Here is a 14317-nt window from a genome sequence, read left to right on the forward strand (position 1 = left end):
CGGTCCCGTGATATCGGGCCTGTTTAGGACAACCCATGCCCTATGGCGACCGGAAACCGGCGCTGTTCGGCTGAATATGACACCGACAGCGCCGCCTGCGCCTTAGGTCGCCGCCGGAATGGATTGCAGCGCCGTCATACAGGCGGGGGATGCATTGGCGGTGATCGTCTGCCCTTGGGCTGCGGCATTGCGCATCGCGCCGGAATCGCCGGCCATTTGCGCCGTCACGGCAAGCACAGCAACCTCTCTGAGGCCAGAGATTACCTCGGGCGCGCATTGGCCAGCCAAGCTTGGGGCGATCCGCTGATCGAAATCGGCTTGGGTCTGAAGTTCGGCAGCACTGGGGGCTTTGCGCGGCGATAGCCCACCATCGCAAGCCGCGAGGCCGAACAGTGCCAGACCAGCAGCAACAAACGGCAGAGACGGAAATGAGAGTCGGATCATGGTGTGGGCCTTCTGTCGGATCATGGGCACCGGGCGATCCGTGGCCACCGAATGACCACGAAAGACCGGATACTGAGGTGTTAACGCGGAACCCGGCCGCGCAAAAGCCCGATTGCGCCCGTTCAGCCGCGCGCCGTCTTCAGGACCCGCGCCCAATGCTTGTCATAAACGAACAGCCAGTCTTTCGGAAAGCGCAAGATCAGCGCTTCGATCGCCGTCATCCATGACTGCGTGGTGGGCACCAGATCGCCGCCAGTGATGGCGTCGCCCAGATGCAGAATCATCGCCGCGTCCGTTTGTTCAACCGTCACCGGCAAGATCGGCACACGGCATTTCACGGCAAACCGGGCGGGCCAGCCCACCGCCCCAACCGACTGGCCAAAGGTCCGCGTGCGAACGGTGTCATCGGATTTACTGAACTCTGCCCCGCCTCGCGGCGCATTTCGGATCCGGTCGACCACGCCAATCACAATTTTGCCCTGACGCAAGGCACCCAGCACCGTCCGCGCGACCGTCACCTCGTTGTTGCGCCGCACATCCAGATAATCGCAGCCCAGTTTGCGATAGAACGACCGCTGCGCCTCGGCCCGGGCTTCGTTTTTGGTTTCGCGGACCAAAAGCAATGTCGGATATCGCGCCGCCAACCCCCGCGCCACCAGCACCGACGCGTGGCAATGCGGCATCACCATGATGATCCCGCCCTGCCCCGAGAGCGCATCCAGACGATCCAGTTCGGGGATTTGCAGCAATCCATCAATCTTTTCGGTCTGGCCCAGCCGTAACGCCTCCATCCGGCGAAGGCTTAGCATGAAGCGCGCCGAAAAATCCCGGTGATACTGCCGCGCCGTTCCCGACCCCAACACCGCCACAAGATCCGAAGCAATGGCGCGCAAAGGCGCCCCGGGCAGATAATATGCCCCGTTCAGCACCCCTGTGATCAGACCATAGCCGACGTCTTGTATCGGCTTCGGTGCGGCGGCGATCCGGCGGGTGCCCCCGTCAAAGACCGACCAAATCCGGTCTTTGAACGTGGTAAAACTCATAACCATACGACTTGAATTCCAGGCTACAGCCGAACAAGCACAAGCCCGGGGCTGCGCCCAGTTGTGTCCGTCCTGCAAAGTATCACACCGATGCGACCGCCGTTTAGGCTTGATCAGCGAAATCCTGGTGCACGATTTTCTTGTCGCAATAGGGGCATTCGACCCAGCCGCGGTCATGCGGGATGCTCAACCAAACCCGCGGATGTCCCAGCGACGCGCCGCCACCGTCACAGGCCACGCGAAACGCGGTCACCACTTCTATTTCCGGCGGGGCAATGGTCATCGCGGTCTCCTTGGGCAGGGGCTTAATCTTTGGCGGGCAGCATAGCGATCCAGAAAGCCGCGACAAGACCGCAGCTCACCCCGGCGGCAGGATCCCGCCATGGCAGATTCGCGCAGCCCCCGCGCCCGGACCCTCCCTGTCGACCCTGATCTTTGCCACCACAGCCCACATCCCGGCCGCACGCTGCCTTGCCCGGGCCGCCCTCAGGTCGTATGGGTTGGCATCACCGCGACCCAATGGTCTGCGGCGCGCACGGACTTCGGGGACACATGACACAAAACGCCATCGAACTGACCGGCTTGACCAAAACATACACGGCACGCGGCAATCAGGCCGCGACCCACGCCCTGAAAGGGGTGGATCTGGCCGTGCCTGCCGGATCGATCTTCGGACTTCTCGGGCCAAACGGCGCGGGAAAATCGACCATGATCAATATCATGGCCGGTCTGGTCCTGAAAACATCCGGCAACGTCCGAATTTGGGGCTTTGATCAGGATGTGAACCCGCGCCAATCCCGGGCTGCCATCGGGGTGATGCCGCAGGAATTGAACCTCGATCCGTTCTTTTCGCCGCGTGCCTCGCTTGAGGTTCAGGCCGGCCTCTATGGCGTCCCGAAATCCCAGCGGCGCACCGATGAAATTCTTGATCTGGTCGGGCTGACAGACAAGGCCGATGCCTATTCCCGGTCGCTGTCTGGTGGGATGCGGCGGCGGTTGTTGTTGGGCAAGGCACTGGTCCATACGCCGCAGGTTTTGGTGCTGGACGAACCCACCGCGGGCGTGGACATCGAATTGCGCCAGATGCTGTGGCGCAATGTCCGCCGATTGAACGACCAAGGCATGACCATCATCCTGACCACCCATTATCTGGAAGAAGCCCAAGAGATGTGCGACGAGATCGCCATCATCAACCACGGTCAGGTGGTGGTGCGCGACACGACAACAGCGCTGCTTGGCCGCTTGGACGCCAAAACACTGGTGGTCACGCCGGAAACGCCCCCCACCGGCCCGTTGCCGTCAATCCCGAATGTCGAGGTGACGACCCGCGCGGATGGGCGTCTGGACTTTGCCTATCGCCGTTCGCTGACATCGCCCGCGGAAATTCTGGACGCGGTGCGCAATGCCTCCATTGTCCTGCGCGATGTCGCCACCGAAGAACCCGATCTTGAGGACGTGTTCCTGTCGCTCACGTCGTCCGCGGGCTAACTGCATCCGATCATTTCTCCGGTGCGGCATCATCGACGCGCCGGAAAAAATCCAACGACAGAGCCCGATCTGAGGTAAACTTCCCGTGAGGCGCGCCGGGGAGGGCACGATTCGTATTAAATTGACGAAGCTGGACGCCGGATCGCCCCCTGACATGACGCGGGGGCTTGCGGCAAGGCCCGCCCCCCCCTGACCCGCCGATAACGATGATCTGCACGAATTGATCTTGATGTTATTTTGCGGGAGGGACACCACAATGTATCGCTTTATGCTTGCGTTCGGCTGCCTGACTCTATCGACCACCTTGGCCACCACCACCAATGCTGAAACCGCGCTTGAACGGGGCGAATATCTGGTCGAAGGCCCGATGGGTTGCGGCAACTGTCACACGCCACTGGGGCCGGACGGACCGATCATGGATCAGCATCTCGGCGGGCGACTGGTCGAAGATTCGGACATGTTCACCGCCTATGCCGCCAACATCACCCCCGGCGGCGTGATCGCCGATTGGACCGATGCGGAACTGGGGCGCGCGATCCGCGAAGGCATCCGGCCAGACGGCACCGTGATCGGTCCGCTGATGCCCTTTGGCTTTTATCGCAACATCTCGGATACCGACCTTGCCGCCATCGTGACCTATCTGCGCAGCGTGCCTGTCGTCGATTTGGTCCAGCCCGCTTCGGTCTGGAACATTCCACTGCCGCCCGCCTATGGCCCCCCACTGGATGCGGTCGCCGATCTTCCCCGCGGCGTGACCGTCGAATGGGGGGAATATGTGGCGCAGGTCAGCCATTGCATGGAATGCCACAGCGGCTGGGGGCCAACCGGGCCGATGATCGACACCCATCTGGGGGCTGGCGGGTTTGAATTTCACGGACCTTGGGGGGTGTCGATTGCCCCGAATATCACCAATGGGCCAGACGGGCTGCTGGCCTATACCGACGCCGAGATCGCGGACATGATCATCGCGGGCCAGCGCCCGGATGGCAGCGCGATGCTGCCGCCGATGCCCTATCCTTATCTGGCGCGGATGACGCCCGAGGATCTGGACGCGCTGATCCTATATCTGCGCAGCGTTCCGCCCCTGCCGGATGCGGGCTGACCCACTGCCTGGAACCGCCCCGCCGTGCCCCGCGTTTGGTCCTAAGATTATTCTGCGCGGGATGAGGTGAATGGTAGAGTGGGTAACGGCGCTGGTCGGCGGTTTGGGCCTGATCGGGATCGCGTGGCTGATGTTTCTCGAAAACGTCTTCCCGCCGATCCCGTCAGAATTGATCATGCCGCTAGCAGGCTTTACAGCCGCGACCGGTCAACACGACCTTTGGGCGGTCATTCTGGCCGGAACCCTTGGCTCCGTCGCCGGGGCGGTGATGTGGTATTGGGTCGGACGCCGGGTCGGCAGTGACCGGATGCGGCGACTGGCAGCTCGCCATGGCCGCTGGCTTACCCTGTCGCCGCAGGACATCACCCGGGCCGAAGACTGGTTTCACCGCCATGGCGCCATTGCGGTCTTGCTGGGGCGTTTGGTCCCGGCAGTGCGCACCCTGATCTCGGTCCCGGCCGGCGCGGCCCGGATGAGCCAAGGCTCGTTCCTGATCTGGACCAGCCTTGGCACCGCAGTCTGGTCCGGACTTCTGGCTGTGGCGGGCTACGCCCTGCGGTCCAGCTATACTGACGTGGGCAAGTGGATGGATCCCCTCGCCACTGCCGTCTTGGTCGGAATGCTGGGCTGGTATCTTTGGCGGGTCATCACGTGGCCGTCACACGGGTCGCAGGACCGACCTGACCCCAAAGCCTAAGGCCAAGCCCATCGCGGAACAGCGCCGTCCCCGCGCCCCCTTGCACCCATCACGTCGCCGTCGCACTGTGACCACACATCAGACACGCGCGGAAAGGAAGCGGCATGAAAGTGATCGTCATGGGTGCCGGGGTTATCGGCGTCACGACTGCCTATTATCTTGCCCGGCAAGGCGCCGAAGTCACGGTGCTGGATCGGCAAAAGGGGCCGGGTCTTGAGACCTCTTATGCCAATGCGGGAGAGCTGTCTTATGGCATGACCTCGCCATGGGCCGCGCCCGGCATCCCGATGAAAGCCGTCAAATGGATGTTCATGAAGCGCCGCCCGCTATTCATCTGGCCGCTGATCAGCCCGACCATGTGGGTCTGGGCCGCGAAGATGGTGAACAATTGTAACGACAAAGCCTATGCCCTGAACAAGGCCCGGATGGTGCGCATTTCGAACTACAGCCGCGACGTGATGCCCGAACTGATCGCCGAGACCGGCATTGAGTATGATGGGCGGGCGCAGGGCACGTTACAGCTGTTCCGAACTGAAAAGCAGTTGAAAGGCTCGAAGGCTGACCAACAAATTTTGGCAGAGTTCGACAGCCCCTATCAGGTCCTCGACCGGGATGGCTGCATCGCCGCGGAACCGGCCTTGGCCTTCGTACGGGACAAATTTGTCGGCGGGTTGCAACTGACCGCCGACCGCACTGGCGATTGCCGGCTGTTTACCATCGCTTTGGCCGAAAAGGCCGCCGAGATGGGGGTTGAGTTTCTCTATGGCCAAAATATCGACAGCATCTGCGTCGAAAACGGCAAGGTCGTCGGCGTCGATACCGATCCGGCGGGACGGATCACCGGTGACGCCTATGTCTGTGCCTTGGGCTCTTATGGACCCAATGTTCTGAACCCGATCGGGGTGCGGCTGCCGATCTATCCGGTCAAAGGCTATTCCGTGACCCTGCCGGTCACCGACGATGCCATGGCACCGCAATCGACGATCATGGACGAGACCCATAAAGTGGCCATCACTCGGCTGGGTGACCGGATCCGGGTGGCGGGTACTGCCGAGATCGCTGGTTATTCCAACCGCCTCGGCCCCCATGCCACCGATACGGTGCGCCACGTGATCGGCGATCTGTTCCCACAGGGCGGCGACGTGGACCGGGCAGAAGGCTGGACGGGGCTGCGCCCGATGACCCCTGACGGCACCCCGGTTCTGGGGGCCTCGAAATACCCCAACCTGTTTCTGAACACCGGCCATGGCACGCTGGGCTGGACCATGGCCTGCGGGTCGGGGCGTGCCGTCGCAGATGTGGTGCTGGGCAAGACCCCCGAGATCGATTTCGACGGTCTGACCGCCGCCCGCTACGACTAGCGGGCGCGGTCAGTCATCCTCGGTGACAATGACGACCTCGGCCCCGGCAACCCCGGTGGCCGACGCCAACTGCCGCAGCCGGGTCTGGACAGCATCACTGTCGGGCACACTGACATTGTTCAGCACTTCAAGGCGGACGGCGTCGGCCTCAATCCGCAGACGGCAATGGCCCAACAACTCGGGCACGCTGGCCGAGAACCGGTGCCCCAACAGCAACGCCCGGCCCAAAATCTCGGCCCGGCGCACCTCGTTCGGGGTCAGAAGCTGATCGGTAATCTCAGTCACAGTGCCATCCACCTTGCCGCCGTAACGCGCCAAGATCGTCACCGCCAGAAACGCCCGCTCGGGATGTGTCACCCCGATAAAGGGAAATTGCAGCAGCCGCCGAAAGGTCTCGCGCGCCCGGACCTTGGCGTGATCGCGCCACGCCATATCCGTCAGGGCGCAGGCCGCCAGCCGCAACCGTCGGTCCTGTTGGCTTTCGCCGGGGAACAGATCATCGGTCCATCGCGCCAACGCGGCGCTGAATTCCGGCACCCGGGCGATGGGCAAACCGATGGCCTGTGCCCCTTCCAACAGCGGATCGCGGTATTGTTCGGTCGGATCCAGTTGCCCATAGAGCCAGCCCTCGCGCAGCCCACAATCGGAAAACACGATCCGCTCCGGCTTGAGGTTCCGCAACACCCGCCACATTACCAATGCTGCCGCAGGCAAGGTCTTGATCCGCCGCCCCGGAACGTCCGGCAGATCCGCCACCTCGTCTTGGGACATCCGGGCGATCTTTTTGGACAACGCCTGAAGCTCGGCCGCGGGCAGATTATAGCCATGCACCACACTGATCGGCGCCCCGGTCATGGCAATGTGAATCCGCGCCAAGGCCCGCCAGCCACCGCCCACAGCATAAAACGCCGGCTGGGTCAGCATCGGCGGCAGATTCGCATCCAAAATCGCATCGATCTGCTTTTTGGCGGCATCCACGCCGTCTTCCATCATCCGCCCGACCGGCAGCGCCCCCAACGGCATGCTGCTTAGCCGGTCCCCGACCCGGTCCCCGATCACCTCGGCCACTTCCAGACTGCCGCCGCCAATATCGCCCACCAGACCGGTGGGCTGAAAAAACCCCGAGATCACCCCCGTTGCCGTAAAGGTCGCCTCTTCTTCGCCGGTCAGAATGCGCGGCTGCAGCCCGGTCTTGTCCCGAATCGCCCGAATCAGATCCGCGCCATTGCCCGCACGCCGGGTCGCTTCGGTTGCCAGCACATCGATCCGGTCGACCTGCATGGCCTTGGCGATGGCATGCAGACGGACCACCGCATGCAAAGCGCGGCGGATCGCATCCTCGGTAAAGTTGCCGTCGGCGTCGATCCCGGCCCCCAGCGCAACCATCGATTTTTCGTTGAAACGGGGAAACGGCGCGCGGCTGAGATCGTCATAGACCACCAAGCGCAATGAGTTTGAGCCGATATCGATGACCCCGTAATGCGCCTGCTGCCGGGACAGGATCCGCGCCGTATCGATCTCGATCGTGCGCGGGTCCGACATCCCCTTATGTGACAAGCCCTGTTCCATCGCCGTCCCCTAATGTCCTACGCGGATCCTGATGCTGACATTCTGTTCCCCGCAAGTCCACAGCCCGGCGTCGCAGGGATGGGGGGCCGGGGCTCAGCCCAAATGGACCTGCCCCGCCGGATAGCGCACCCGCGGCACGCTACGGGTTGCCAAAAAGAAGCCCAAAGTCAGCGGGCCGACTCGGCCAATCATCATCACCACGATGATCACCAACCGCCCGAACGTGTCCAATTCGGTCGTGGTTCCGCGCGACAGGCCCACTGTGCCAAAGGCCGATGCCACCTCGAAACCCAGATCGAAAATCGCCCCGTCATGTGAGATTGAGATTGCGAACACGGCCACCATCACGGTCAGCAGACTAACCGTGGTCAGGGCCATCACCTTCATCGCTTCTTCCAGCCCAAGGCTGCGCCCGAACACGTGCAGAGTCGTGCGCCGTTGGAAAAACGCCACCATCACCACCAACAGCAAGATGAACGTCGTCACCTTGATGCCGCCCGCGGTCGAGGTGCTGCCGCCGCCAATCACCATCAACAGCATCATCATCAGTGACGTGCTGTCATGCAGCGATTCGATCTCCAGCGTGTTGAACCCCGCCGTCCGGGTGGTCACCACCTGAAACCACGCGGCCATCACCCGGGTCGGAACATCAGCTATCGCGCCCAGCGTGTTCGGATTGGTCCATTCCAGCGCCAGAAAAATGGCCCACGGCCCAAGGATCAGCGCCGCAGTGCCCGACAGCATCAACTTGCTGTGCAGACTTAAGGTGCGCCAACGCCGTTTGGCCGAGATGTCGCCGATCACCACGAAACCCAAGCCCCCCAGAATAAACATCAGCGGGATCGCCAGATTGATGATCGGGTCGCCAACCCAGCGCGACAGCCCGTCCGGGAACAACGCAAATCCGGCATTGTTAAAGGCCGATACGGAATGAAACAACGCATGCCACAGCCCGGTGCCCCAGCCAAATTCCGGCACGAACACCACGGCCAGCACCGCCACGCCCAGCAATTCACACGCAATCGCGATCTTCAAGATAAGCTGGGCCAGCGTCCCGAGCCGACTGAGCGAGGTCTGGTTCAGATCCTCGCGCAGGATGATCCGCTGGTTCATGCCCATCGGGATCCCCATGGCCGACAGCAGCAACACGGCAAAGGTCATCAGGCCAAGGCCGCCCAGCTGGATCAACACCATGATCACGGCCTGTCCGAACGCGGTAAACACGGTTCCCGTATCCACCACCGACAGCCCGGTCACCGTCACCGCCGACGCCGAGGTAAACAACGCCTCCATCCAATTGAGGGGCCCGTTATGCGCCGCGGGCAGTTTCAGCAGAAACGTCCCCAGCACCACCAACGTCCCATAGAGCAGCGCCAGAAACGCCGGTGGCGGCAGCCGCGACAGCAGCTTCAATGCGGGTAGCCTACGACGCAGGTCCATGGGCGGGTCCTAACTGGTTACAAGGAGGCCGCGAAATCGCGCAGGTTGACCCGAACCCCCAGCAACAGCAGCTTGTCGTCACAGGCCAATTCAACCGGCGTCCCGTCGCCGCCCAGATAATCCGTGCCGCGCATCACGCCGATACAGCGCAGATCGAACCGCTCCAACAGTTTCAGGTCGGACAAGCGGCGCCCGTGCAGCGCCTGCGGCACCAGAATATTGGCCACGTGATAGCCATTGCCCAAACTGACATAGTCCCGCACCAGCGGATTGTGCAGCACCTGCGCCGTATGCTGGCCACCATCCACCTCGGGATGAATGATCCGGTCCACCCCCAGTTTTGACAGGATCCGATGATGGGTCTTGTTGACCGCCTTGGCCCAGACCACCGGCACGCCGATCATCTTCAGATTGATTGCGGTCAGAACGCTGGCTTCTAGGTTCTCGCTCATGGCAATCAGGGCCACATCGCACTCGCCGATGCCGCCATCGCGAAGGGCCACCTCATCGCGACTGTCGAGAATCAGCGCCTGTGACACTTTTTCGGTGTAATCGGCCACGACCTTGTCGTCGCGGTCGATGCCGATCACGTAATTGCCGAACCGGGTCAATTCACTGGCGACCGTGCCGCCATAGTTGCCCAATCCGATCACCGCGAAATTGCGTAGCTTGCGTCCCATCCGGCATCCCTATTTCCGGTCGTATTCAAGATCTCGTGTCCGGCAAGGCGCTAATGCCCCCCTCCGGCGCGGCATCTGGCCCGGCTCAGTCTGCGGGCAGCAGGCCTCCCAAAGGGCGTCCGGCCAGCAGATGCACATGCATATGCGGCACTTCTTGCAGGGAATCCCGACCCGCGTTCGACACCAGCCGGAACCCGGCGCCGCCATCGGCCGGGCGCACCCCCAACTCGGCTGCGATCTCGCCCAAAAGCCGGGTGAAATCCACAATCTCGGCCTCGCTTGCCGCTAGCGCGAAGTCATCATAATTGACATACGCGCCTTTCGGGATCACCAAAATATGTTCCGGCGCTTGGGGCCGGACATCGCGAAACGCCAGCGAATGGGCGCTTTCCTTGACCTTGGTGCAGGGAATTTCGCCGCGCAGGATCTTGGCAAAGATATTCTGGTCGTCATAGGCATGGGCCATCACGGGTCCCCTCTTGGCTGGGTCGGTTTGGATCAAGGGGTCGCGCCGGGACCACCAATTGTCAAGCCGCCGGTTTCAATCGGCTCTTTTGCATCATATTGGCAAATATCCCGGATCACGCAGACGCCGCACATCGGCTTGCGGGCTTTGCAAGTGTACCGCCCGTGCAGGATCATCCAATGATGGGCATGGCGCTGAAATTCAGCCGGGACATTGTCCTCGATGGCGCGCTCCACCGCGGCCACGTCGCGTCCCACGGCCAGCCCGCTGCGGTTGCCGATCCGAAAGATATGGGTGTCCACTGCCTGCGCCGGCAAGCCCCACCACATGTTCAGCACCACATTGGCGGTCTTCCGGCCGACCCCCGGCAGACTTTCCAACGCCGCACGCGACGACGGCACCACACCGCCGTAATTCTCGACCAGAAGGCGGCTCATCGCGATGACGTTCTTGGCCTTGTTGCGAAACAGACCGATGGTGCGAATATGGCCAATCAACCCCTCTTCGCCCAAATCCAGCATCTTCTGCGGCGTATCCGCAATCGGGAACAACGCCCGCGTCGCTTTGTTCACGCCCACATCCGTGGCCTGCGCCGACAGCGCAACCGCCACCAGCAACGTATAGGCGTTGGTATGGTCCAGCTCGCCCTTCGGCTCTGCCTCGACCTCTTGAAAGCGGCGAAACGCCGTCACCATGTCTTGATAGGAAAATTGTCGAACCATAGGGCGGCTATGCCATGGCCGGTCGCTGGGCGGCAAGCCTGTTCCCACCGCCGCCTCGGCAGTCTCCACCTCCTTGCGCAAGTTTCGGGTCGCCCGCTTCGGCCCAAGCCCCTAGGTTTACCCCAAGCCACGCCAATCCGAAAAGGACCGCTTGCATGTGTAGGGCGCTCACTGACCCCGATGATCTTCGGCCCGACCCCTATCATTACGGCGTCATTGCGCGCGCCATTACCGCCATTGACGCGGCTGGCGGCGCCCCGATGCCGCTGGAGCAGTTGGCCGCCGATCTGTCGATGTCGCCCGCCCATTTTCAGCGGGTCTTTTCCCGCTGGGCCGGGGTGTCGCCCAAACGCTATCAGCAATATCTGACGCTGGATCACGCTCGCAGCCTGCTGGCCGCCAATGCCACCACCCTTGAAACCGCCGACACGGTCGGGCTGAGTGGCTCTGGCCGCCTGCACGATCTCTTTTTGCGCTGGGAAGCCATGGCCCCCGGCGACTATGCCCGCGGCGGCGCTGGCCTGACCATCCGCTACGCCCAGATCGACACGGCCTTCGGGCCGGCCTTGGCGATGGCAACAGAGCGCGGCCTGTGCGGATTGGCCTTCACCGCCGATTGCGGGCCAGAGGCGGGCTTTGCCGATCTGCAACGGCGCTGGCCACGCGCCACGTTCACCGAAGACCCCGGCCGTGTCGGCCCGCTGGCCCTGCGCGCCCTCGGCATCGCCACCGACGCAGCCCCGCGCGGCGTGGCCGACCTGCACCTGATCGGCGCGCCCTTCCAGATCAAGGTCTGGGAGGCGCTGCTGCGCATCCCGTCCGGTCAGGTCACCACCTATTCCGACATCGCCCGCGCAGTCGGCCACCCCAAGGCCGCCCGCGCGGTCGGCACGGCAGTTGGGCGCAACCCGATCAGCTGGCTGATCCCTTGTCACCGCGCCCTGCGCAAAGGCGGCGCTTTGGGCGGCTATCACTGGGGCTTGCCGGTCAAACGCGCCATGCTGGCATGGGAGGCGGCCCGCCGCGACAGCCCACCGCCACCCCCGGCCGGCGAAACCACGCGACCACGACAGGATGTTTCGAAAGGGTGATTTCCTTTCACCCCCCGTTCCGGCATAGACTGGCGCAAAACCAGACCAGAGGCAGCCATGATTTCCCGACATTCCGCTTTCGCCACCCTTCTGGCAGGCACAGCCCTGCTGGCCGGATGTACCACTCCGGCCAATCTCAACAATACTGACAACAGCAAGCGCAACACGGGTGCCCTGATGGGTGCCGCTGTTGGCGGCTTGGTCGGAGGACCGATCTCAGGCGGTGATGGCAAGCGCGCCGTGGCTGGCGCGGCCATTGGTGCCGCTGTTGGTGGCATCATCGGGTCCAACCTCGACAAGCAGGCCGCTGAGTTGCAACAGCAGCTTGGCAACGGCGTTACGGTGTCGAACCAAGGCGACCAACTGCTGGTCTCGTTCCCGCAAGACATTTTGTTCGCCACCGACAGCACCACGATTCCGTCGTCACAGCGCAGTGAATTGAACGCGCTGGCTGCCAACCTACTGCGCTATCCCACCACCAATGTCGAAATCATCGGCCATACCGACAATACCGGCGCTGCCGCTTATAACTTCGACCTGTCCACCCGGCGTGCCGGTGCGGTCGCCTCGATCCTTGTTGCCCAAGGCGTGCCCGGTGGCCGGGTCACCGCCATCGGTCGCGGCGAAGACGCGCCCATCGCCACCAACCTGACCCCGGAAGGCCGGGCACAGAACCGCCGGGTCGAGGTGATCATCCGCCCGCAAACCTGATCTGGCAGACCGGAGCGGGCACCCCCCCTCCGGTCCCTCAGGACGGCGTGGTTAAAAAAATCCCCGCCTCCGTTTACCCTGTCTTAGGCGGATTATGGTCTTCATGGCGCAGCTTTTGCCATGAGGTACCATCATGAAACTCTATCCCCTAATGCTCGCCGCTGGCTTGGCGCTGGCCCACCCAGCACAAAGCCAAGCCGCGTCGCTTTTAAACGCATTCGAATTCTGGTCCGACTTCAGCGATGCCGTCGGCACCGCCACCGCCAGCAGCACGGGCGGCACCGTCACCGCCGGCGAATTGGTGTTTTCGGCCAATGGCGGTCCCCGGATTGACTTGCCGTCCCAGATCAAGACCTTCACGCTGGCGATGAAGTTCCGCCTTGATACCACGGCAGGCAAGACCAAGCTGCTGGATTTCAGGACACTCGCGTCGGATGGCGGGCTCTACAATCAAAACTCGTCACTGGTGTTCTTTGACACCCAGCCACCGACAGCCACCGGCCTGCTTACGGCCAACAAAGACCACGTTCTGGTGTTTAATCGCAATGACAGCAGCAAACTGGTCGACATCTATCTGGATGGAAGCCGGGTGATCAGCTTCCTTGACCCGACCGGTATGACCATTGGCTATCAGGGCCATATTCATGTGCTGGAAGATGACAAAACCACCAGCAAAACCCAAGCCGTCTCCGGCGTGTTGGATTATGTCCGGATCTACGATGCCGCGCTCTCGCCGACGCAAATTGCCACAATCGGGCTGCCGCAAGAACCCATTCCGCCGGTGGCGCCAGTGCCCCTGCCCGCGCCGCTGGCCCTGCTGGCTGGGGCGCTGGGTCTGTTGCCCCTGCTGCGTTGGTTGGGCCGTCCGGGAACGTCCGCCTGAAACGTCAAAAGGCCCGGCAAGAGTGCCGGGCCTTTTGCGAGAACCTAAAGGTAAGCGCGATCAGTGCAGCTTGACGCCGACTTCGGTGATTGCACCGTCGATCAGCTTGTTGGCACGGTCAGAGGTCATCCCCTGCGCCATGACATCACCAGCCGCAGCAACCGCAACCGAAATTGCCCGATCCCGCACGTCCTTAACGGCGCGTGCTTCGGCGGATGCAATTTGCTCGACCGCCGCTTGAACCCGGCGCGCAATGGACGCGTCCAGATCGATCCGGGCTTGCTTGCCCGCAGCGACGGCTTCGCGCTTTGCACCTTCAACGATGCGATCGGCCTGCTCCTGAACTTCCTTGTGCTTGCGCTCATAGGAGGCCAGCAGAAGTTGGGCTTCTTCGCGCAACTTGCGGGCTTCGGTCAGGTCCGATTGGATGCCCGCAGCACGCTTGTCCAACAATCCACCCAACAGGGCCGGAACCTTGAAATAGCAGACCACGCCGATGAACACCAAGAAGGCGATCAGGACGACGAAGTTGGTGTTGTGCAGCGAGAAGAACGGGCCACCGGCGGCCAGCGCCGGGCTCGCCGACAGAAGAATCAGCAATAGGCTGAGCTTTTTCATGT

The 14317-nt window shown here is 62.6% G+C and carries 16 protein-coding genes; 7 read left to right on the forward strand and 9 right to left on the reverse strand.

Annotated elements, in window-relative coordinates:
• Window positions 1-102: 102 nt before the first annotated feature.
• The 3 genes from BV911_RS00995 to BV911_RS01005 form a co-directional block, all read right to left on the reverse strand.
• Complete coding sequence (locus tag BV911_RS00995) at window positions 103-444, reverse strand: hypothetical protein (protein WP_139840008.1); 342 nt, start codon at window positions 442-444, stop codon at window positions 103-105.
• Between the two features lie 122 nt (window positions 445-566).
• A complete protein-coding gene (locus BV911_RS01000) occupies window positions 567-1487 on the reverse strand; it encodes a hypothetical protein (protein ID WP_086051713.1) in 921 nt (306 codons plus the stop codon).
• A 103-nt stretch (window positions 1488-1590) separates the two neighbouring features.
• Window positions 1591-1770: a zinc-finger domain-containing protein gene (locus BV911_RS01005; protein ID WP_086051714.1), complete on the reverse strand. Its 180-nt coding sequence runs from the start codon at window positions 1768-1770 to the stop codon at window positions 1591-1593.
• Between the two features lie 269 nt (window positions 1771-2039).
• Between BV911_RS01005 and BV911_RS01010 the strand changes: the two genes are divergently transcribed.
• The 4 genes from BV911_RS01010 to BV911_RS01025 all read left to right on the forward strand — a co-directional run bounded on the left by BV911_RS01010 (window position 2040) and on the right by BV911_RS01025 (window position 6135).
• The gene (locus BV911_RS01010) at window positions 2040-2975 is read left to right on the forward strand and encodes an ABC transporter ATP-binding protein (protein WP_086051715.1); all 936 of its coding nucleotides are present in this window, start codon (window positions 2040-2042) and stop codon (window positions 2973-2975) included.
• A 256-nt stretch (window positions 2976-3231) separates the two neighbouring features.
• A complete protein-coding gene (locus tag BV911_RS01015) occupies window positions 3232-4077 on the forward strand; it encodes a cytochrome c (protein ID WP_240512096.1) in 846 nt (281 codons plus the stop codon).
• A gap of 70 nt (window positions 4078-4147) precedes the next feature.
• Window positions 4148-4774, forward strand: coding sequence for a DedA family protein (locus BV911_RS01020; protein ID WP_086051716.1), 627 nt, complete (start codon window positions 4148-4150; stop codon window positions 4772-4774).
• 104 nt (window positions 4775-4878) lie between these two features.
• Window positions 4879-6135, forward strand: a complete 1257-nt coding sequence (locus tag BV911_RS01025; protein ID WP_086051717.1) for a D-amino acid dehydrogenase — start codon at window positions 4879-4881, stop codon at window positions 6133-6135.
• A gap of 9 nt (window positions 6136-6144) precedes the next feature.
• Here BV911_RS01025 and BV911_RS01030 read toward each other — a convergent pair whose 3' ends face one another.
• The 5 genes from BV911_RS01030 to nth form a co-directional block, all read right to left on the reverse strand.
• Window positions 6145-7692 (reverse strand): Ppx/GppA family phosphatase, encoded by a 1548-nt coding sequence (locus BV911_RS01030; protein ID WP_168183947.1) that lies wholly within the window; start codon window positions 7690-7692, stop codon window positions 6145-6147.
• Between the two features lie 105 nt (window positions 7693-7797).
• Window positions 7798-9144: a TrkH family potassium uptake protein gene (locus BV911_RS01035; protein ID WP_086051719.1), complete on the reverse strand. Its 1347-nt coding sequence runs from the start codon at window positions 9142-9144 to the stop codon at window positions 7798-7800.
• A 17-nt stretch (window positions 9145-9161) separates the two neighbouring features.
• Window positions 9162-9824 (reverse strand): TrkA family potassium uptake protein, encoded by a 663-nt coding sequence (locus tag BV911_RS01040; protein ID WP_086051720.1) that lies wholly within the window; start codon window positions 9822-9824, stop codon window positions 9162-9164.
• Window positions 9825-9909: 85 nt separating this feature from the next.
• Window positions 9910-10290 (reverse strand): HIT domain-containing protein, encoded by a 381-nt coding sequence (locus BV911_RS01045; RefSeq protein WP_086051721.1) that lies wholly within the window; start codon window positions 10288-10290, stop codon window positions 9910-9912.
• A 32-nt stretch (window positions 10291-10322) separates the two neighbouring features.
• Window positions 10323-11012 carry an endonuclease III gene (gene nth / locus BV911_RS01050; RefSeq protein ID WP_086052009.1) on the reverse strand — a complete coding sequence of 230 codons (690 nt, stop codon included), beginning with the start codon at window positions 11010-11012 and terminating at the stop codon, window positions 10323-10325.
• A gap of 155 nt (window positions 11013-11167) precedes the next feature.
• Between nth and BV911_RS01055 the strand changes: the two genes are divergently transcribed.
• The 3 genes from BV911_RS01055 (at window position 11168) to BV911_RS01065 (ending at window position 13697) form a co-directional block, all read left to right on the forward strand.
• Window positions 11168-12103 (forward strand): bifunctional helix-turn-helix domain-containing protein/methylated-DNA--[protein]-cysteine S-methyltransferase, encoded by a 936-nt coding sequence (locus BV911_RS01055; protein WP_086051722.1) that lies wholly within the window; start codon window positions 11168-11170, stop codon window positions 12101-12103.
• A 57-nt stretch (window positions 12104-12160) separates the two neighbouring features.
• Window positions 12161-12814, forward strand: coding sequence for an OmpA family protein (locus BV911_RS01060; protein ID WP_086051723.1), 654 nt, complete (start codon window positions 12161-12163; stop codon window positions 12812-12814).
• A 133-nt stretch (window positions 12815-12947) separates the two neighbouring features.
• Window positions 12948-13697, forward strand: coding sequence for a LamG domain-containing protein (locus BV911_RS01065; RefSeq protein WP_139840010.1), 750 nt, complete (start codon window positions 12948-12950; stop codon window positions 13695-13697).
• A 60-nt stretch (window positions 13698-13757) separates the two neighbouring features.
• Here the strand turns inward: BV911_RS01065 and BV911_RS01070 are convergent, their stop codons facing one another.
• Complete coding sequence (locus BV911_RS01070) at window positions 13758-14315, reverse strand: F0F1 ATP synthase subunit B (protein ID WP_086051725.1); 558 nt, start codon at window positions 14313-14315, stop codon at window positions 13758-13760.
• Between the last annotated feature and the right edge of the window lie 2 nt (window positions 14316-14317).

It is taken from the genome of Pseudoruegeria sp. SK021 (assembly GCF_002119405.1).
Classification (GTDB): domain Bacteria; phylum Pseudomonadota; class Alphaproteobacteria; order Rhodobacterales; family Rhodobacteraceae; genus Meridianimarinicoccus.